At 38.4% G+C, this 21282-nt stretch carries 18 protein-coding genes; 3 read left to right on the top strand and 15 right to left on the bottom strand.

Annotated elements, in window-relative coordinates:
- Window positions 1-183: 183 nt before the first annotated feature.
- From nagA to NAG76_11180, 7 genes are all read right to left on the bottom strand, one after another.
- Window positions 184-1362: an N-acetylglucosamine-6-phosphate deacetylase gene (gene nagA, locus NAG76_11210; protein ID URN92469.1), complete on the bottom strand. Its 1179-nt coding sequence runs from the start codon at window positions 1360-1362 to the stop codon at window positions 184-186.
- A complete protein-coding gene (gene nagB, locus NAG76_11205; GenBank protein ID URN92468.1) occupies window positions 1362-2087 on the bottom strand; it encodes a glucosamine-6-phosphate deaminase in 726 nt (241 codons plus the stop codon). The genes nagA and nagB overlap by 1 nt, the downstream gene beginning before the upstream one ends.
- A 2-nt stretch (window positions 2088-2089) precedes the next feature.
- The gene (locus tag NAG76_11200) at window positions 2090-2950 is read right to left on the bottom strand and encodes a MurR/RpiR family transcriptional regulator (protein URN96816.1); all 861 of its coding nucleotides are present in this window, start codon (window positions 2948-2950) and stop codon (window positions 2090-2092) included.
- Between the two features lie 13 nt (window positions 2951-2963).
- Window positions 2964-3917, bottom strand: coding sequence for an ROK family protein (locus NAG76_11195; GenBank protein ID URN92467.1), 954 nt, complete (start codon window positions 3915-3917; stop codon window positions 2964-2966).
- A 445-nt stretch (window positions 3918-4362) separates the two neighbouring features.
- Window positions 4363-5199, bottom strand: a complete 837-nt coding sequence (locus tag NAG76_11190; GenBank protein URN92466.1) for a carbohydrate ABC transporter permease — start codon at window positions 5197-5199, stop codon at window positions 4363-4365.
- Between the two features lie 12 nt (window positions 5200-5211).
- The gene (locus tag NAG76_11185) at window positions 5212-6096 is read right to left on the bottom strand and encodes a sugar ABC transporter permease (GenBank protein URN92465.1); all 885 of its coding nucleotides are present in this window, start codon (window positions 6094-6096) and stop codon (window positions 5212-5214) included.
- Between the two features lie 90 nt (window positions 6097-6186).
- Window positions 6187-7551 carry an extracellular solute-binding protein gene (locus NAG76_11180; GenBank protein URN92464.1) on the bottom strand — a complete coding sequence of 455 codons (1365 nt, stop codon included), beginning with the start codon at window positions 7549-7551 and terminating at the stop codon, window positions 6187-6189.
- Window positions 7552-7777: 226 nt separating this feature from the next.
- Between NAG76_11180 and NAG76_11175 the strand changes: the two genes are divergently transcribed.
- Window positions 7778-9595, top strand: coding sequence for a sensor histidine kinase (locus NAG76_11175; protein ID URN92463.1), 1818 nt, complete (start codon window positions 7778-7780; stop codon window positions 9593-9595).
- Window positions 9588-11213: a response regulator gene (locus NAG76_11170; GenBank protein ID URN92462.1), complete on the top strand. Its 1626-nt coding sequence runs from the start codon at window positions 9588-9590 to the stop codon at window positions 11211-11213. The genes NAG76_11175 and NAG76_11170 overlap by 8 nt, the downstream gene beginning before the upstream one ends.
- 155 nt (window positions 11214-11368) lie before the next feature.
- Here the strand turns inward: NAG76_11170 and NAG76_11165 are convergent, their stop codons facing one another.
- Window positions 11369-12085 (bottom strand): 3-ketoacyl-ACP reductase, encoded by a 717-nt coding sequence (locus tag NAG76_11165; protein ID URN92461.1) that lies wholly within the window; start codon window positions 12083-12085, stop codon window positions 11369-11371.
- Between the two features lie 261 nt (window positions 12086-12346).
- Here NAG76_11165 and NAG76_11160 point away from each other — a divergent pair, with 261 nt between their 5' ends.
- Window positions 12347-13546 carry a GNAT family N-acetyltransferase gene (locus NAG76_11160; GenBank protein URN92460.1) on the top strand — a complete coding sequence of 400 codons (1200 nt, stop codon included), beginning with the start codon at window positions 12347-12349 and terminating at the stop codon, window positions 13544-13546.
- A gap of 77 nt (window positions 13547-13623) precedes the next feature.
- On the opposite strand, the gene NAG76_11155 is transcribed toward NAG76_11160, so the two are convergent.
- The 7 genes from NAG76_11155 to NAG76_11125 all read right to left on the bottom strand — a co-directional run bounded on the left by NAG76_11155 (window position 13624) and on the right by NAG76_11125 (window position 21269).
- A complete protein-coding gene (locus NAG76_11155; protein ID URN92459.1) occupies window positions 13624-14550 on the bottom strand; it encodes an ATPase in 927 nt (308 codons plus the stop codon).
- A 30-nt stretch (window positions 14551-14580) separates the two neighbouring features.
- Window positions 14581-16143 (bottom strand): glycoside hydrolase family 3 protein, encoded by a 1563-nt coding sequence (locus NAG76_11150; protein URN92458.1) that lies wholly within the window; start codon window positions 16141-16143, stop codon window positions 14581-14583.
- An 18-nt stretch (window positions 16144-16161) separates the two neighbouring features.
- Window positions 16162-17304 (bottom strand): DUF1343 domain-containing protein, encoded by a 1143-nt coding sequence (locus NAG76_11145; GenBank protein URN92457.1) that lies wholly within the window; start codon window positions 17302-17304, stop codon window positions 16162-16164.
- 205 nt (window positions 17305-17509) lie between these two features.
- Window positions 17510-18214 (bottom strand): PIG-L family deacetylase, encoded by a 705-nt coding sequence (locus NAG76_11140; GenBank protein ID URN92456.1) that lies wholly within the window; start codon window positions 18212-18214, stop codon window positions 17510-17512.
- Entirely contained in the window at window positions 18207-19184 is a 978-nt protein-coding gene (locus tag NAG76_11135; GenBank protein URN92455.1) for a GNAT family N-acetyltransferase, read from the bottom strand. The genes NAG76_11140 and NAG76_11135 overlap by 8 nt, the downstream gene beginning before the upstream one ends.
- A gap of 19 nt (window positions 19185-19203) precedes the next feature.
- The gene (locus NAG76_11130) at window positions 19204-20409 is read right to left on the bottom strand and encodes an anhydro-N-acetylmuramic acid kinase (protein ID URN92454.1); all 1206 of its coding nucleotides are present in this window, start codon (window positions 20407-20409) and stop codon (window positions 19204-19206) included.
- Entirely contained in the window at window positions 20409-21269 is an 861-nt protein-coding gene (locus tag NAG76_11125; GenBank protein URN92453.1) for a carbohydrate ABC transporter permease, read from the bottom strand. Before NAG76_11125 ends, NAG76_11130 begins: the two co-directional genes overlap by 1 nt.
- Window positions 21270-21282 lie beyond the last annotated feature (13 nt).

Below are 21282 nucleotides of genomic sequence, written 5' to 3'. Positions count from 1 at the left end.
TTAATAGAATATCCCGATTCCCACTATAGCATAGGAATGGTATGCAACTGTTGCACATTTAGCTCAATGTTTTCATGTTGACAAAATAAGAGACTTCCCAAAAGTTCAAAGAACTAACGGAAAGTCTCTTTTGATGAGGTTAATTGATTATTCAAAATGCGGGCTTTAAGAACCGCTAATAAGTTATAGCGTTTGCTCTCCTGCGATAAAGACAGCATCAATTGATAGTCCTTTATCTACTAGAAGGAGATCAGCACGCTTACCTACTTCAAGGCTGCCGTATTGCTGCGATATTCCAATAACACGAGCTGGATTTAGACTTGCAATTCGACTCGCCTCGATGATTGATACACCAACCTCTTGAATAAGATATTGGAAACCTTTTATCATCGTAAGTGTACTTCCTGCCAAGCTACCGCCTTCCTTCAAGCGAGCCGTTCCATCTTCAACAATTACAGGTAACACACCTAACAAATATTCTCCATCAGGCATACCTGCTGCTGACATCGCATCAGTAACAAGCACGACAAGATCCGCACCTTTAGCTTGCAATAAAATTTTTATTGCCGCTGGATGAACATGATGACCGTCAGCTATTACTTCAGCCGTAATATTATCATTGAGCATTACAGCACCAACTGTGCCTGGCTCTCTATGATGAAGCGCTCGCATCGCATTGAACGTATGGACAGCATGCGATAAGCCATGCTCTACTGCAAACTCAATTTCTTCAAATGTTGCATCCGTATGGCCACACGCCGCTACAATACCGTGATCTTTGAGAGCACGAATATATTGCGGAGCACCCTCAATCTCAGGAGCTAAGGTTTGTATTTTAACTACTCCTGGATACTTCTGCACCCATTCATCAAGCCATTCCAACTGCGGTGCTACCATGAAATTATCATTCTGTGCACCTTTCCACTTTGGATTAACAAATGGGCCTTCAAGATGAACACCGATAAGCTGAGCATAAGGCATTGGCTTACGCTCATACTTTGCAACGGTGTCAATAACTTCCGTTAACTCATCGCGTGATGCAGTAACTGTTGTTGCTAGCATCGTCGTTGTTCCATTCTCCATATGAAAGCGAGTAATCGTATCTAGCTCTTCATCTTTCGCAGTCATGAAATCATGATTTGCCCCACCATGTACGTGAATATCAATAAAGCCAGGTAATACATATCCACCTTTACCATCTACCTTTTGCGCTTCTTCTCCAATTAGTTCATTATAAGACTCATTGGAGTTACCATAAGCGACAATTTCACCATTACAACTATATATCCAGCCATCCTCAATTAAACGATCAGGTAAAACTATATTTGCATTTGTAATGAGTAATGCTCTTATGTTATCCATTATAGTAGGCTCCCAGCAGCATTATCCAGAAGTACGACAAGATTAGAATGCGTTTGTAACATAGAAGCTGGGCAATCCGTAGTAATAGGACCCGTTAAAGCTTGCTTAACAATTTCCGCCTTATCTTCACCCTTAACTACAAGTAGCAACATCTTAGCTTTTAATATTGTTCCAACACCCATCGTAATTGCTAAACTTGGCATTTCTTCCTCTGCCGTAAAGAAACGTGCATTGGCAGCTTTCGTTGCCTCAGCCAACTTAACAACATGAGTACTACTTGATAAATCAGCAGCAGGTTCATTGAAGCCAATATGTCCATTATGGCCAAGACCAAGCAATTGAATATCAATACTACCAGCATCATCAATCATTTGCTCATAGCGACGACATTCAATATCAAGATCGTTAGCTAAACCTCGTGGAATATTTGTACGTGCAGCGTCAATATCAACATGATTGAATAAGTTTTCTTTCATATAGTAATTGTAACTTTGATGATGATCTGGTCCAATCCCTACATACTCATCAAGATTGAATGTTGTTACATCCTTGAAGCTGATTAAACCACGCTCATAGGTTTGCACTAATTGCTTATAAATACCAACTGGTGTCCCACCGGTCGCTAATCCTAAAACTGCCGCAGCTTTTGTTTGTACCACGCTTGCAATTATAGCTGCCCCTGCTTCATTGATTTGCTCTTCTGTATCAAAAGTTAAAATTTTCATCGTTAATACCCTCCCTTTTTATCAATAAATCGTTTCACATTCTGATAAGAACGTTCTAATCGAGGCACATAAACATCAAAATACTCACTAACAAGCCCCACAAATAATATATCTACAAGATGAAGCTGAGCCATTCGCGAAGCCATATCTCCGCGGCGCATTCCTGCTTCAGAAGAGGAGATAAACAGACTAATCTCTGCAATATCAGACAGCGTATTCGCACCATATTTCGTTACGGAAATTGTTGTTGCACCTTGCTCAGCAGCACTTATAAGTGCTTCAATAGTTTCAGGTGTTTCACCTGAGTAAGAGAATCCGATGGCTACATCACCTTTGCCAAGTGATGCTGCAGATGTTTGTTGCATATGTGGATCTGCGAAAACTGCTGCAGCTTTACCGATACGAATAAGTTTCTGATAAAAATCTTCAGCAACGACACCAGATGTAGCAATCCCGTAAATATCGATTCGTTTCGCATGGTGCAATACATCTATCGTTTCACGAAGCTTACTATAATCAAGTATCTTCGCAGTATCTGAAACGGAGCGAATATGATTGGCTGTAATAGCATTAACGATATGATCTAATGACTGTCCTGCTACAATATCTTGATACGTACTTGTTGTCGGTTCCTCAGAAAGTTCCATCGCCAGCTTAACTTTAAATTCTGTAAAGTTCTCAGCGTGAAATAATCTACAAAATCTTGAAATCGTTGAAGTACTACTTCCCGATAATTTAGCCAATTCTGTAATAGACATTTGAACGGCCTCTCTTGGCTGCTCAAGAAAAAAATTCACTAGATTTTTTTCTTGCGGAGATAAGTTTTCTCCACTTTCCTTTAATGCTTGCAATAAACTCAATATAACGCCTCCTTACTTAGCTAATCGTATCATCCATAAAGAACAATCCCGCTGCTCCAAGTACACCGATCTCTTTACCAAGCTCAGTCCGCCTAATGACTAATTGCTTCTTCATATCTGGCAAACATCTTTCTTCAATAATTTTCTTAGCTTCTTGAAGTAGCATACTTTCGCCACTCATAACGCCACCACCCATAATAATTTGAGATGGATTGAATAAATGAATAAGTGTTATTATTGCATTTCCTAAGTGAAAACCACCTAATTTTATAATTTCAATAGCATCATTGTTTCCAGCTTTTGCAGCCTCAAACACATCTTTGCTTGTCCATGCTCCGCTTGATCTTAATGGTAGCTTTGTATTTGCAATATTGGCAATTGCTGTTCCAGAACAATAGTTTTCAAGGCATCCGTAGTTTCCACAGCCACATTTGGGACCCATCGAATCAACCGAGATATGCCCAAATTCACCTGCACTATCAGATACACCTTTCACTAGTTGTCCACCACTAACAATACCCGCACCAATACCAGTACTTATTGTAATATATATTAAATCCTTAATTTCTTGGCGTGTACCCCATACATATTCCGCTAAAGCAGCTAGATTAGCATCATTACCTAACATAACTGGCACTTGAAAACTTTTTTCAAGTATTGCTCCGATCTCAACGTCTTTCCATCCGAGATTAGCTGAATAAACAATACTCATTTTCTTCGAATCGATAACCCCTGCTGATATTACACCAATACCAAGTAATCGCCCTAACTCTGGAATACGATCAATTAAAACTCGAACTGCCTCATGAATTCTTCGAATAACATCATCTGAGCCTTGTTCAGGCAGTGTTGGAAACTCTACCTGATGAATAATGCTTCCTGATCTATCTACAAGAGCTGTAAGAATTTTAGTTCCACCAATATCAATTCCGATTGCAAATTGGTTACCTTGCTCTTTGGATACCAACAATGGGTTCACGCTCCTTCATCTACGAAAATTATTTTCATATTTAATATACCAAGTAAGAGAAAAATTTTCAACATAATTCAATTACTTTACAGAAAGAAAAAGAATGTTACAAATAAAAGTTAAACAATAATAAACCTTGTTACATATAGAAGTTGTTATATCCTCGCGATTTCCGAACACACGATAATTAGCTATTGTTTTTTAAAACTATACATAGTTCCAAAAATCTTAAACAGTTTATTGAAAATAATTTTCGCATTTTCAGATTAGTTTATAACTAAGATACTTTTAGATTAAAGTATAGAACATGAAAAAAAAGAGACATTTTAGAGTTTCCTCTATAATGTCTCTTTTCATATCATAATAGCAATTCATCGACTATTCTTTGCGAGCGCGTTACTCACGGGATGTACATTAGAAGATGCGGTTAACTTCTATAAAATAATTAACCTTTCACCGCTCCAGCTGTTATACCCTTCGTTAGTTGCTCTGTAAACAAAAGATAGAATAGAATAGATGGAATAGCGATACAAGTCATAACTGCGAATTGCGCGCCATAGTTGGAGGAATATTGACCAGTAAATTTCATAATTGAGAACGGTAACGTCTTCAAATCCTCCGATACGAGAAACGTATTGGCCATAATAAATTCATTCCACCATGTAATGAAGTTCAGAACAGAGACTGTAGCAATTGCCGGTTTAGTCATCGGTAATATAATTCGGAATAAAATGGTGAATACTCCAGCACCATCAATAATTGCTGATTCCTCAATCACTCTTGGAATTGTTTCTAGAAATCCTGTCATAATAAACATACTAATTGGAATTGAGAACGCAATGTACGGAATAATTAAGGTCCCTAAATGATCAAGCATATTTAATTTATTGAACATAATGAAGTTGGGAAGTAACGTCGCATGAATGGGAATGATCATACCTAACATAATAAAATTCATTGTAGGACCCTTTAGCTTCCAGTTCATTCTAGTGAACGCGTAACTCATCATTAATGCTAAAACTGCTGAAACAATAACAGTCGTTAACGTAACAAATAGACTATTCATGAAATACGTCGGTACTCGTCCATTTGAGAATGCGTCAGCATAGTTTTTCCATTGAAAGGCTTCCGGCCATTTCAGAAACGATGATCCAAAGAAGTCTCCACTTTTCAAAAACGAGAAGTTTATTAGCCAAATTAGAGGGAAAATCTGTATTAAGGCTATTGCTGACATGACAACAAATAATATGATCTTACTCCCTCGTCGCATTGTTGTATCCATCTATTTCCCCCCTTAAAATTCGCCTACATCTTTTTTGAGAAGCTTATTCATTATTACCGTCAAGATTAAGCAGAAGATAACAAAGAGAACTGAAATTGCATTACCATATCCGTACAATGAGGAAGAAAATGCCGCTTTATATACGTAATTACCTAGAAACTGCGTACTTTCACCTGGACCACCATTGGTCATCAAGAATACGGTTTCCATCTGCTTTAAGCAAGTAATTACAGCAAGGATAATGGCAACTCTCATCATCGGAGCAAGTAATGGAATTATTATTTTCGTATAAAGTTGAGTATAATTGGCCCCATCAAGCTTAGCCGCCTCATATAAATCCTCAGGAATTCCTTGTAATCCTGCGTAGTAAAGTAATAACGCATAACCAAACCCTTGCCACATAATCGTTACAATCAAAGACCAAATTGCAATATCGGGATTACCTAACCATTCTTGCTTCAAAGATGTAAGTCCTATAGATTCAAGTACTTTATTCAACAGTCCAAAATTAGGATGATAAATTGCACTCCATAGCTTAGATGTTACTACGATCGAGATAACAGCTGGGATAAAGAAAAGCACTCGATAAAGTTTTTCCCACTTGCCCATATGTGTTAGCAAAATTGCAAATAATATAGCGATAGGATGTTGCAGAACGACTGTTGCTATTACTAATAGTATGGCATTCCAGAGAGATCTCCAGAACACTTTATCATGAATTAATATATTGATATAATTCTCTAAACCAACCATGTTATAGTCGCCAATACCCTTCCAATCGGTCATACCGTAATAGACACTCATTACTATAGGAACGCAGACCATAAACAGGAAAAACAAAAATCCAGGAACTACTAATAGAAATATTGTTTTCTTATTGCTCATTACTTGATGCATACTTCTCTCCTCCAGTCTCCCTGATTTGAAGAGAAGCAGGAGAGTCTAAGCTCTCACTGCTTCTAATTTAGATTTCTCTATCTCTTTTACTTATCTTGTTTTACTTGCAGCATCTTCAAGCGCTTGTGCAAATTGTACTGGTGTTATTTTACCTACTAATAAGCTTTGGTGTGCATCCATAACCGTCTGCTTAAATTCATCTGTAGCAGAGTCATGAATTGGAGTACCACTACTAGAAGTAGCCGTATTGAAAATTTGAACTAGCTCTTTTTGTAGTGCTGTTTCATTACCAGTTAAGAATTGTTCAAACTTTTGAGCAGGTGTTCCTGCATCCGCTTCCCATATCATTTTCGCCCAACGGTCAGGTTGGAACATGTAGTTAAGGAATTTCGAAGCTTCTTCTTTATGTTTAGAATTTTCAGCAATAGAATATCCACCGCCATACCATGAAGCTAGATTGGAAGCTGGAGCTACATCACTTGCAGGATAAGGAACAGCCGCTACATTGTTACGGAAATCTTCAGAGAAGTTCTCATCTGTAGCTAGACTTGCTTCCCAGTTACCCATTAGATACATCGCAGATTGCTCTTGACCAAATAGATTACGTGCAGCACCATAATCAGCTGTTAAGTATCCATCTGCAAAGCCTTTTGCATTTGCGAAATCTAGCATTGCTTGCGCGCCTTTTACAAACTCTTCATCCGTAAATGATTTTTCACCACGAAGACCTTGATCCATTGTGTCAAACGTACCTGTTTGACGTTGAAGAACATAGTCATACCAGATCGGCAAAGTCCAACCATCCATACCATTAATTGCAATTGGGTTAATGTTTTTACCACGGAATGTAGCAATGACATTATTTAATTCTTCAGTTGTAGTTGGAGCAGTTAGATTGTTATCAGCAAACATCTTTTTGTTATAGTAAAGAACTAAGTAGTCTGCTCCACGAGGTACCCCATAGATTTTACCGTCTTTAGCAAAACCGTCAAAAGAACCTTCTACAAAATCCAAATCTTTAAATGATGACTCATCTAAGCTTGCAAGTAAGTTATTATCCAGTAGTGGTTGAATAAAGGAAGGTTGTCCCCATACTTGCATGATGTCAGGTAGATCGTTTGTAGATGAATATACTTTTACTTTTGCCTTATAAGGCTCATCTTGTAATGCTTCTACCTCAATTTTTACATTCGGAAATTCTACCATGTATTGGTCAATAATATCTTGCTCAACTTTTCCTAAACCGTTCGCACGATCAGCAAGTGCTGTAAAGAACTTCAACGTAATTTGTTCTGGTTCTGGATCCTTAGTTGTGCTTTCCGCAGGGGTAGGAGTAGGAGCTGCATTCTTATCTCCGTTATTCGTACTAGTTCCTCCGTTATTACTACATGCTGCTAAAAATAGCATCGTACATACTAGCAATAACATTGCCCAATTTGTTTTTTTGTTTTTCATTGTTCCCCCAACCTTTCATGAAATATTATTGTTTGTCATATTCCCTTCGTGTCTGACCTTAATGTTAAAGCCAATTTGCCACGAAAAACATGTAGGAAATTTTAGATGAATGCTATGATTTTTCAGGTTCACTAACTAGAATGGTTTTCAATGAATGTAAATTTGCTATACTTAGTAGACAGTCAACACATCTAATACGTCACTATAACAAGGGGTGTTTTTATCAATGACACAATCCAAAATCAAGATTAACCGTCCCTATCCAATGCGCTGGAAACTGTTCTTATGGATTGCCCCTTTTTTCCTTGTCACAATTGCTATTACTGGTGGATTCTCCTATTTTATAGCATCCAAACTTGTACTAAATAATGTAGGTCAAGCTCAATACAATCTTGCCAAAACGAGTCTAGATCAATTTGATTATATTGCGCAGGACGCGATTGACTTTTCTAATTACTTATTTCTATCCATGCATACACAGCAATTACTAGCTACCGAGAATGATCCCGTTGTTCGAAAGGATCTCTTTTCTTCTCTATCTACCTTGATGGTTACTCGCCATTCTATGCAATCTGTCATTCTGTATACGTTAGATCCTAATAATCATCAAAAGCCATTTGCTATTAATCATGCTGGAATTGCAAGCGCTATTCCTTTTGAACGATTTGCAAATTCTACCCTTTATCAACAAACGCTTGAAGCTGATGGAAAACCTGTATGGACGCTTATGCGTGCACACGAAACAGTATTTGATGGTGACCGCCAAACCAAAATTGTCTTATCCAAGGTAGTTAAAGATAGCAACACATTGGTACCTAAAGGTATTGTGCTACTCGGATTTAATGAATCAAAATTAAGAGAGCAATATATGAAAACAGTTGGAAAAGACAATCAAATCTATGTCATTGATCAGAATGGATTAATATTAAGCGCTTCCAACCAAGAGTGGCAACATAAAAATGCTACTGAGCTACCTTTTATTGATGGATATGAAGCTTTATTACATAATGAAAAGCTCACTCATATTGATAATAAGCAATGGATCGTTAGTCATAGTTCCTCTGGGTTAACGGGTTGGCATGTTCTTGTTGTTCAAGAGAAGCAACAGCTTTTAACTGAGTTAAAACAGATTCAAACGAGTACAGTATTAATTATGTTAGCCTGCTTTGTTGTAAGTTTGATTATTACTTGGATCGCAGCTTCACTTATAACGAACCCACTTAAGAAGTTACTTCGTTCGATGCGAAGATTACAGAATGGAGACTTTAGTCAACGCGTCGATTTCTCTGGACAAGATGAGATCGGGCGCTTAGGTGAAGGCTATAACAATATGGTCATTCGTATTAAAGACTTAATTGATGAAGTGTATGCCATGCAATTGAAGCAACGAAATGCAGAATTGAAAACGCTACAAGCTCAGATCCATCCTCATTTTCTATACAATACACTAGATATGATATGCTGGACAGCACAACAGCGAGGACAAAAAGATATCTCAGAGCTTGTCTATTCGTTATCTAATCTATTCCGACTTAGTCTCAGCGAAGGTCGAGATTTTATTACACTTGACGAGGAGCTTGAGCTCATTCGAAGCTATTTATTTTTACAGAAACAAAGATTCAAAGATCGTCTTCATTTTGAAATTCATGTCCCTGATGATGCTCTTGCACTTCATGTGCCTAAGTTATTACTGCAACCATTGATCGAAAATGCAGTTATTCACGGTATAGAGCCGCTACATGAACATGGATTTATTCAAGTTACGATTCAATATAGTAACCATCAACTTCATATCGAAGTCATGGACAATGGCGTTGGAATTCAACAAGAACGATTGTATGAGATTAATCAAGCACTCCTTCAACACTCTAATCTACATCGTGATCAGAATTCTTCATCCTTCTTTGCATTAACCAATGTGAAAGAACGATTAATTATTATTTATGGGTCAGAGATCTTATTCCATATTACAAGTACTGAAGGTAAGGGTACACTTGTATCCATGACTTTTCCAATCAGTGAAGGAGGAATACATTGTGGTTAAACTTATGATTGTTGAAGATGAAGAAATAATCCGTGAAGGTATACTCCAAATGATTGATTGGCAAGCACATCATATTGATATTTGCGCTTCAGCTACGAACGGCCTTGAAGCTCTTGAACTCTTCCCAATACATCAACCAGATCTATTATTAACCGATATTCGCATGCCACAACTCGACGGATTAGACTTGATCGAACAAGCGCGATCTAGGGGTTACAACTTTATCCCGGTCATTCTATCTGGCTACAATGATTTTAACTATGCTCGAAAAGGAATTTTACTCGGAGTAGTTGACTATGTACTTAAACCATGCCGCCCTGAAGAACTGTTAAGTGCCGTCCTTACTGCTAAACAGCAATTGGAAGAACAACAATCACAGGATCAAACTTTGCAGCAACTTCAGTTGACCTGGGCAAAAAACCGTACATTAGCCAAGCAACAAAAGTTAACACAATGGATCGACCAAAGGCAAGTAGGCTATGAGAATCGTATAATTACAATGAAGGAACTCGAAATAAAACTGCAGCCTACTCAACTTCACGTAGGTACGATTCAAATGGATCAGCAGCTAATGGATGCTAAGTATACACCTGAGGATAGAGATACACTTCAATATGCAATTATGAATATACTAGCCGAAACATTAGAAGAATTGTATCAAAGTAAGTTGGAGTACTTTGCATATAAGGGGCATATGGTTTGGTGTGCGAATTTAAACACCGAAATGAATAATGACTTATTGATCAAACAACTTCGTAAGCTTCAAGAAAATATCCAGCACTATCTTCAAGTATCGATTAGTATCGGAGTTGGCGATGAGGTCGAACATATTAATGACATTCACATTTCTTTTCAGCAAGCGATGAAAATGCTAGAATCACGCTTCTTCAATGGTGTTGGATCTATCTTCATCTATAACAAAGTAATTAATACGGTGATGAATGAGCAAGATTCTATTTTAGTGAATGCCGAAATTAATATGCTCGAGGATGAGCTACTTTCTTCGATTGGCAATGGACAGTATGCCACTACACTCGATCTTACCGAGCAATGGCTAGATAAGCTTCGAGTCATATCTAATCATGATCGCAATGAGGTTCAACTGAAAATTAGCAGCTTTATGTTAGAGTTACAGAAACTAATGTCCAAACAAGCGACATGTTCCTTCGAGTGGAAAAACCAGATCATCAATTGGGTAGAACATTTACCCCATGCTGAGACGTTAGATGAGCTCAGTGTTCTATTGAAGAAAATGATTCAACAGCTAATCGAGGCTCTATCCGAACGGCAAGTGCTACATCGGACGGTTCAGTCAGCCATTGATCTCATTCATGAACGATATCAGGGTAATCTTTCCTTAGAACAAATAGCCAAAGAAGTATTTGTATCGAATACGTACTTAAGTACGTTATTCAAGCAAGAGTTGGGGACTAACTTTCTAGATTATCTTCATCAATTTCGTATTGAAAAGTCCAAGCAACTTCTGCATAATCAACTCAAAGTTTTTGCTGTAGCTAGAATGGTAGGCTATCAAGATGAACGGCATTTTAGTCATACCTTTAAGAAATGGACTGGTGTTACACCTACACAATTCCAGAAACAACATATCACCCAGTAACACTTACAGTAATAATCAATTCATAGATCATAAAAGGCTTCCCAAAAGTTCAATGAAGGACTACCCCTTGTTAATAAGACAAGGGGCAGTCCCGAACTATTGGAAAGCCTATTTATTCACATCATTGTATAGATAAGTTTTAGACAATAATAATATTAAGGATTCGTCGACCAAAGACCAGCATGTTTCAATAGAACACGTGGATGAAGTTTAAGTCCTGCAACTATTAAGTCTGCTAAATCTTCTGCTTGCATCACTTTTTCTGGGTTACCATCTGTTAAGTTCAATTCAACAGCCATTTCCGTTGCGACTGTACTTGGCGTCAACGTAGTAACACGAATATTTTTCTTACGAACTTCAAGCATTAATGACTCACTAAGTCCGATTACTGCTGCTTTGGAAGCTGTGTATGCACTAGTAAGTGGCGCTCCTCTTTGACCAGCTGTTGATGAGATATTAATAATATCGCCTGTATTACGCTCCATCATTTCAGGTAATACCGCACGTGTTGTGTAGTATACACCTTTTACATTCACGTCTATAATATTTGTCCATTCATCTGGCGTTAAGTCCATAAAGCCACCGAATTTGGCAATACCTGCATTGTTTACTAAAATATCGATAGCACCAAGTTCATCTCTAATAGACTGAACCGCTGATGTTATAGAATCCAAATCTGCAATATCGGCTGCGGCTATTGCCACTTTCACATCATATTGCTTAAGTTCCTCTGCTACTTGTTGTAAATTTGTAAGTGTACGTCCAACAAGACCTACGTGTACACCTTCCTCTGCAAAAGCTATTGCTGTTGCACGTCCAATACCACGCCCTGCTCCTGTAATTAACGCTACTTTCCCTGCGATCGATTGCATGTTGTTCGCTCCTTTAATTAGTATAGTTACATTTTACACAAAATAAAGGGTAATAAACCACTTGAATTCAACAATTACGTTAAGATGTGCAGTAAGTATGTTGAATTGCTCGTAAAGAAAATAATTTTCACAATTTCTATAATAATTTAGGTAATTATTTTAGTTATTTTGTTACAATATTATATCCTTTATATTATAATAGCTCATAAGATCGCATACTTTAATGAATTTATCGACTTTTATTATGGAGGGAAATGACAGATGACAACATCCAAGAAAGAAATTTTTGTTTCTAATAGCCCTACTAGAGAGCAAATTGAACATATTTACGATATACTAGGTGATGTTTTTTCAGTAGGTCGTGCTTTTTTTCAAGAAAGAATGGATTTTGATTCGTCATACGATACCAAGACAACGTGGTTTGCCACAGTCGATGGTACCATTGCTTCCGTTGTACAAATATTTCCGCTTCATATTCGTGTCGGCAAGTCTAGTCTAAAAATCGGGGCAATGGGTAGTGTTGGAACAAACCCAAACTTTCGAGGAATGGGACTAGCACATCAAATACTTAACGCTCAGACAGAGTGGATGAAAAACGAAGATTATGATCTGAGTTTGCTACTTGCTAGCATTCATCCTTTCTACGAGAAAGTCGGCTGGAAGCTTATTACCGAAAAAGCATATTCTATACCACGTCCAACTATAGCGCCAAGTAATGGTAGTTTAGATATTATTCCATTTGAACCCGCTTACTTAGACGATTTGCGCGCTATCTATGAGCAGTTTAATAGTGAGCGTACTTATACCGTTATTCGTGATGAATCATATTGGCACGATCTAATTAAATGGCCTTTATGGAAAGATAATGATTGCTTACTTATTCGTAAGGACAATCGTATTGTTGCATATGGCATTATGGAAAAGAGCGATAAAAATAACATTTTCATTCATGAATTTGCTTATCTTAAGGAAGCTGAAGAGGATGCTGTAGATTTATTCCTGGCATTATGCGAGCGACGTCCTCATGCTGAGCAAATTTTCTCTATGCTTTCTGAAGATCATCGCATCACTACTTATTTTAAAGAGCAAGCTGCAACTGAACATAAGATAGATATAGCGATGTGGAAAAAAATCAATTTCACTTCTACTTTTAACAAGTTACAACCGGAATTGGAAGCTAGACTACAGCACAGTGAGCAAACTGCTCTGCAAGAACTCCATCTTGACCTTTGTAGTGGAGATGAGCATTTATTCCTAGATTACAAGCATGAACAGCTTACCATTTCCCAAGCAAGCTTGCCGAATACTACGTATATGTCGCTTGTCGTTGATGAAATTCAATTAATTAAGTATATAATTTGGGGATATGATGAAGCTAATGATAATTCAGACTCCTTTAGTATTTTACAAGCCTTGTTCCCTAAGCAGAATGCGACTTTCTATTTCTCCGATCGTTTCTAACAATTAAGCAACACCATAACAGCATACATCTGTATTGAATAAAAAGGGGTATTCCTATATAGGAATACCCCCTTTTATTATCTTTTTTCATTGTCTGCTAATTTAGATATTGCCATTAATACCGCACCATAAGCTGCGTCCTTTATCGGCATGATTAACTCCACATCTGGATAGCTTTGTGAAAGCTTACTCGCTAATGCTTCCCTTACAAAGGGTGATTTCTGTAGTACACTACCTGCGATCGCAATCGGTGTATCAAATAATTCTAATCGATTAATAATTGGAACGACAAGTTCATATAAAGAATCGGCGCATCCCTTAGCAAGAGCAAGAGCATGCTGATCTCCTTGTTCACATGCGAGTGTCATAATCGGTGCTAGATTTGCAATCTCCTTTTTCGTCGTTTGCTTATCATAGACGAAGCCAACAATTTCTTGTACTGTACGTAACCCAAGTTGTTCGTATACTAAAGTTGGAATGATCGTACCCGATATTCGTCCATCCTCAGCCTGAACTAACGTAGACAGCAGATCACGGCCAATGCTATAACCGCTACCTTCATCATCAATGAGATAACCAAAGCCACCTGTCCGATGCTGCTCGCCTTGCTCGTTAACTCCAAAGCAAATAGAGCCTGTACCTGCAATAAGAATTATCCCTTTCATTGCATTTTGAGCACCGTACAATGCCGTTTCTTGATCACCTGTAATCGTTAATTGCCCCATATAACCGTTATCTCTAACATTTTGCTCAAGGAAGCTTTTCACAAGCGGATTACTAATACCAGCAGCTCCAATACAAATATATGCAATATTTTCAAGCGAGCCACAGCAGCTCATTATTTGCTCAAACATCACAACAAATGAAGCCTTAATATTATCTCGATCTCCACCGTTTATGTTAATTGGTCCAACGGTAAATGATAATTCAAGTTCTCCGGTATCATGTGCGATCGTAACCGCTGTTTTCGTACCGCCACCATCAATCCCAACGACATATGCCATAGTTCCATTTCTCCTTGTTATCTTGTTGCTCTACAGTTGAATCGTTATTTGTGCAGTTGGCGACTGCTCACCATTCAGTAATGGAATAAGCGAACGGAAAGCATTAACAGAATATTCGAAAGCAGCAATTCCAGTAAATTGCCCCTCTATTAACGATAAATCATATGGTCTACCTAGTGTAATTGCTGTTACCTTGCATCCTGAAGCGATCATTCGTTTCACTAATTCAAGCTGTCCTTTATTTTCCCGACCGTTAAATAGTCCGATTACAACATGATTATAATGTTGTACGTTACTCATGGTCGCTTCGATTTGCTCTTCACTAGGATCAATATCAATTATTTCATATGCAGCTTCAAAATGCTCACTCAAGTATTGAGCGAAGTTCGCATCTGTGTTGACACTACTAGATGCCATATCACTACGATAGGCATACGAACCTACAAATAGTAATTGCTCATCTCTAGCACGTACTTGCTCAATTTCACCTTTGACAACACATATCGTCTCCGTACGCATCAGCTCATTGGCACGACGATGTACATCACTGCCTACAATATTATAATTTGGTGCTTCTACCTCGCAATATAGAGCTTTATAAGCTAAAATCTTGCTTACAGCAGCATCAATCACTGCTTCTTCTAGATCACCAGCAGCTACTGCATCTTCAATAAGTTGAACAGCTTCCTTCACAATTCCAGCTGAATGACTAATAAAGATTAGATCGATGCCTGCTTTAATTGCTCCTAATGCTCCTTGCGCCGTACCATAATAACGTTTAATAGCGTCCATCTCTAAGCAATCCGATACGACTAACCCTTTAAACCCAAGCTTTTCTTTTAATATCTCTGTAATAATCGTATACGACATCGTACCAGGTAAGCCAGACTTTTCTATTTGCGGGAACAAAATATGTGCACTCATTATAGCATGAGCTCCTTGCTCAATTGCTGACACAAATGGAAGTAGCTCTAATTGTTCAAGTTCTGCAAGCGACTTATCAATTGTTGGTAGCCCAATATGGGAATCTACATTCGTATCGCCATGTCCTGGAAAATGCTTCAATGATGACATCACTCCACCATCGATTAAGCCTTTCATCATCGCAATACCATAATTCTGTACATTTTCTACTGAATCACCGTAGGAACGGACATTGATGACAGGATTGAGTGGATTATTATTAATATCCATAACAGGCGCAAGGTTGAAGTTGATTCCTAGTGCTTTAAGTTCACGAGCAGTTATGCGACCTGCGGAATAAGCATTTTCTGGTCTTCCAGATGAGGCAATCGCCATCGCCCCAGCTACATTTGTCGCATCTTTCGGCATCCTTGTAACTCTGCCACCTTCTTGATCAATCGTAATAAAACCAGGTATAGTCGTATGTTTCGTAAATGATTGTTGTAATTCCGATACTAGCTCACCCAGCTGAAATTTATTTTCAATATTATGTGAGAATAATATGACATTCCCGACTTTATAGTGCTCGATTACTTCCTGCATCTCTTGCGATATCTCGGTAGATGGAAAGCCCGTAACAATCATTTGTCCTATCTTTTCTCGTAGTGTCATTTGCTCGATTGTTTTCATCAGTTCCCACTCCATCCTCTATTTATATAAATGATATTGCTGTTTTATTTGAGCAAACTGGTTGCTTTCCTCTGCAAATTGCTCAAGTAGCTCTTTCGCTTGAACATGCTTCGTCCGATATATATTATCTCCACCTAATAAATCAATAAATGGACGAGATCCTTCCTTTATGGGTGGGAGGAATGAAAACTGCTCGTACAAGTCTCTAACTGTAAACAGCATCGTAACGCCAACTTCAAGCGGTTTAATTGCTCCTAGATCTGTAATATATAATTGCACACCACCGCATAATTCACCTGAATGTTTAGATGAACTAGGTTTAAAATGTACGGGACGGAAGCGAACCCCTGCGAGACCTTTCGCATTTAGCTCATCTGATAATTGCTGAGCCCCAATATATGGCGCACCAATCATTTCAAAGGGGAATGTTGTGCCGCGCCCTTCCGAGCAATTAGTACCTTCAAACAAACATGTTCCTACATATAATAGTGCAGTTTCGTAGCGAGGCATACCTAAGGAAGGATGAACCCATGTTAAGCCCGTCTGTGGGAAAGACATGCTCCGTTCCCAGCCCTCTAGAAGAATAACATGTAGTGATGCATTCCAATTCATCTGATCGTTAGCCATTGTCGCTACTTCCCCTGCTGTCAATCCATACCGAGCAGCTAACTCATAATTGCCAACAAACGATTTAAAGCCAGGCTTCAAAATATTACCTTCAACCGTTGTACCATTCAACGGATTAACACGATCGAGGACAACAAATGGTATACCTGCCTTCGCACAATCTTCTAGTGCATACAGCATCGTATAAATGAAAGTATAATAGCGTACACCAACATCTTGAATATCATAGACAACAATGTCTACTTTCTCTAGCATTTCAGTTGTTAAGCGCTTGGAATCTTTACGATACAAACTATAAACAGGAACACTAGTAAAGGGATCAATATACGTATCTACTAAAGCACCAGCATCAAGATCTCCTCGTACTCCATGCTCTGGAGAAAACATTGCTGCTAGATGAAAGTTTTCATGCAAAATAGTAATTGTAGACTGGAAATCTTTTGTTAGACCTGTTGGAGCAGTAATTAGCCCTACGCGTTTACCTTCAAACAAATGACGATAGTTCAAAATAGAATCTATTCCATTTAACACCATAATTTACTACCTCCTAAAACTTTTCATAGCTTGTCGATAATCATAACTATAGATGAAAAGTACATCGGAAGCATCATCTAAAACTTTTCATCTACTTCCAAATAAAGCGTCTAAATTTCTGAACTTGAAAGGGTATAGAATGAGGGAATATCTCTTATATGAATACAAGAAACACTCCCTCTAATTTACATAAATGTGCGTGAAACTACCAAAGACTAGTCTGTCTCACCTTCATCGTTTCTGGAGCAACCATAAATGCTTCCGCATACGTTTTTCTTGCTTCACAGCCACGTACAACCGCCAAAGCTTTATAGTAATCCATATACTTAAACGATTTGCTATTCGTTACGAACCAATGTTTGCTTAGCGCATCAATCCATAGATCATATGCCGCTTGATCAAAATCTACATAGACGTAAGGAACGTAATCTACTGCATCCTCCCAGTTTTCCGAGTAATACAATCTTGCTGCAAAATGTGCTGCATACTCTCGTTCAAAGGTTGGCAGGCTTGCAAAAAATCGAGCATCGTTGACGATATGATGTGTTAGTGCATGGTCCTTATGCATACTATTTTTCCAATGCGTAATAATAATGTTCGGCTTCACGCGACGAATAACATCACAGACCTCCATACGAATTTGCTGGGTATCAGGAAGTTCGCCATCGCAATAATCAAATACTACTGCTTCTCCGCCAAGCATGCTAGCAAATTGCTCTGCTTCCTTTACTTTTTGCCCGCGATATTCCTTCATATCCTGCCCTGCTGGAACACCGCGTTCACCTGCAGTTAAAGCTAACGTTACAATATGATCTCCTTTTAAGCTATGGCTCGCAAGTACACCGCCTGAAGCTAGCTCGACATCACCTACATGTGCTCCAATTGCCAAAACCGTTAGTTTCTCACTCATGCTCAAGCTCCTTACGCAGTATAGAAAATTCTTTTTCTACAGTAAATCCTGCTTTTTGATAAATTCGAATGGCTGGATTATCGATCCCAGTAAACAGTGAAATATAGTCACAGTCTGCTTTCTGAAAAGCATCAACCATACGGAAGAATAATGTGCTTCCTAGACCATATCCCTCATGTTCTGGATGAACACCAATACCACAAAAGAATGCTCTGGCATTATCCTGACGGATAATAGGACCTGCAAATCCAACACATTCTGTTCCTTGTACAGCTATTACGATCGGGACATTCTGCTCCATATAATATTTAACATCTTTTTCCCATTGAGGGTTTTGCAACGCACTCAATAGTGATTCTAGGTTTGTATGAACAGATTGATCAAATAATGTAATGTGATAACCGAATCCCATTGCTTTTTTTTCTTTTTCTAGAATACTCTCAGGAATAGTGAAGTCACCAAGCGGTAAATACATTCCGCATTGCGTTGCTCGATCAACATAACCTCGTGTGAGCAACACTTCATATAACGGCTGATCTTTACTTATACCTGGTGCATTATTATGCTCGTGACTAGGATTGCTAGGAATATTCCATTTCAGCTTCACAGGATTGAAGAATAGTACATCGGCTTGCTTCTTTCCTAGCGCGATAAATCTTTGCTCTAAGCATTTTAGAAAAGCATTATAATGTTTTTCTTCAGCGAAAGGACTGGCAATAATAACAGTAGTTATGTATCCTGCAATATTACCTAGTGGAAGATCATCTCCGCTACAACCAGCTGCAAAGCCAACTATTTTCTCACCATTACAACCTACCCACAAACAGTCAGCATCGTAATAGCGATGATCAATGAAAGTTTCACGAAACGAAAGTTCAGTAAATGGCTGATAGTTATATTTCGTTGCTTCTGTATTCCAAAGCTCCACCACTGCAGAGCTATCTTCTTCATCAAAAGGTCTTATTTGCATGTCGCTAGCCTCCCATGGATTACCGCGAATACGGCAAAGAAATTTTCCCCATAACAACAGGCTCTGATGCACCTGTTACTTGTGGAATATTATTCGCTGACCCTTCCATCGTAAAGTAAGCAAGTAGTGCAAAGGCAATAGCTTCCTTAGCATCACTGTTGCCACCGATATCTTCCTGCGTCAACACTTCCACTTCATGCTCTGCAAACAATTGCTTCAAGTTACTCAATAACGTTGCATTATAACTACCTCCGCCGCCAATAAGCAACTGCCCAGCACGATGCTTAGGTGCGATGTATCGCTCATAGCTATCTGAAATACTCCATGCCGTTAAGTAAGTAACCGTCGCAATGACATCGACCGCACTCCAACCCTTTTCGTTCATCATTGCTATAATTTGTGCAACGTATTGGTTACCGAATCGTTCCCTACCTGTTGATTTGGGTAGCTCCAACGTATAGTATTCATCCTGCTTGAGCCAGTTCAGCAACTCATCAATGATGGTCCCTCGTGCAGCAATCTCTCCACCTACATCCATCGTCATCGGTGGGAATAACTCTGATACAAGCCCATCAATAATCATATTGCCTGGGCCTGTATCAAAGGCAAATACATCACTTGGTAAAGCATTCGCTGGCAGAACAGTTATATTTCCTATACCACCAATATTTTGCAAAAGTTGTGTTTGTTTTTCATTCGTATACAATAAATACTCTGTAAAAGGTACTAATGGTGCTCCTTGCCCTCCCATTGCCATATCTGCTACGCGAAAATCAGATACGGTAGCTATTGCTGTGCGATTGGCAATAACCGCACCATCACCAATTTGTACAGTGCAGTGCAAATTGTAGCCATCAACCCAATTAGCCTCTGGTGCATGATAGATCGTTTGACCGTGAGAACCAATAGCTGTAATTTGTGAAGGATGAAGTCCACTTTGCTCGATAACAGATAATGCAGCCCCAGCATATAATTCACCAAGCCACATATTCATCGCACCTACTCGATCTATCGTAGCATTGGCAGGATTAAACAATTCAAATATTTCATTTCTAGCTGTTTCAGGAAAAGATGTATTCTCAAAAGCTAGTAAGCGAACTGCTATCGCTCGCTCTCCCTCATGAACTGGAGATATTTCGATTACCGCTGCATCAATACCATCTACCGATGTACCAGACATCAAGCCAACTACGTATTTCGCTTCTACTTTTGTTTTATTATCCATTAACCTTTCACCGCTCCTACCGTTACCCCTTCAAGGAAGTATTTTTGTAGGCTGAAGAATAAAATAAACATTGGTACTGCTGAAATTGTTGCACCCGCCATCATTGGTGCAAAATAGGTTGTATTAGCAAAACGGAAGTTTTTCAAGCCGACTTGAATCGTTTGCATATCCATCGTATTCGTTACTAGGAACGGCCAGAAGAAATCATTCCAAGCTGCCATAAATGTAAGGATTGCTAGAACAGCCATAACTGTTTTAGATAGTGGAAGAATGATGTAATAGAAAATTTTCGGTTGAGAACATCCCTCAATTTTAGCTGCCTCTATAATTTCCTTAGGAATAGAGGACATAAACTGCTTAACTAAGAAAATATTGTACACTGTTACGATACTCGGCATTATTAATGCTTCATACGTATTTTGTAAATCGAAAACATTAACAATTAAAATATAAAGTGGTACTTGTGTTACTTGACCAGGAATCATCATAGATCCTAACAAGATTGCAAACAATACGTTTTTACCTTTAAAGTTCATTTTCGCAAATGCATAACCAGCCAATGTAGCGAACAATACGTTAGAAACTGTTATACAAGCTGCTACAATTAATGAGTTTAATAACCAATTATATGAATTTGCATTGAAATTAAAGAAGAATTTATAAGATTCAAAAGATATTTTACTTGGGAAAATTGAGTAACTCATTGCACCAGCTTCTACTGGATCACCAAAGGACGATATAATCATAAAATAAATAGGGAAAATGGTTGCTAGTGCGAATAGGACTAGGAACGTAATAATAAGACCATTCCGTACAAACAACGCCCATCCACTTCTAAAGTTGTTATTGAATAAAGCCATCTATTTCGCCCCT

Origin of the sequence: Candidatus Pristimantibacillus lignocellulolyticus (assembly GCA_023639215.1) — a bacterium.
Classification (GTDB): Bacteria; Bacillota; Bacilli; order Paenibacillales; family Paenibacillaceae; genus Pristimantibacillus; species Pristimantibacillus lignocellulolyticus.
Note: the sequence above shows the minus strand (reverse complement) of the source record. Positions and strands in the feature narration are given on the sequence as shown.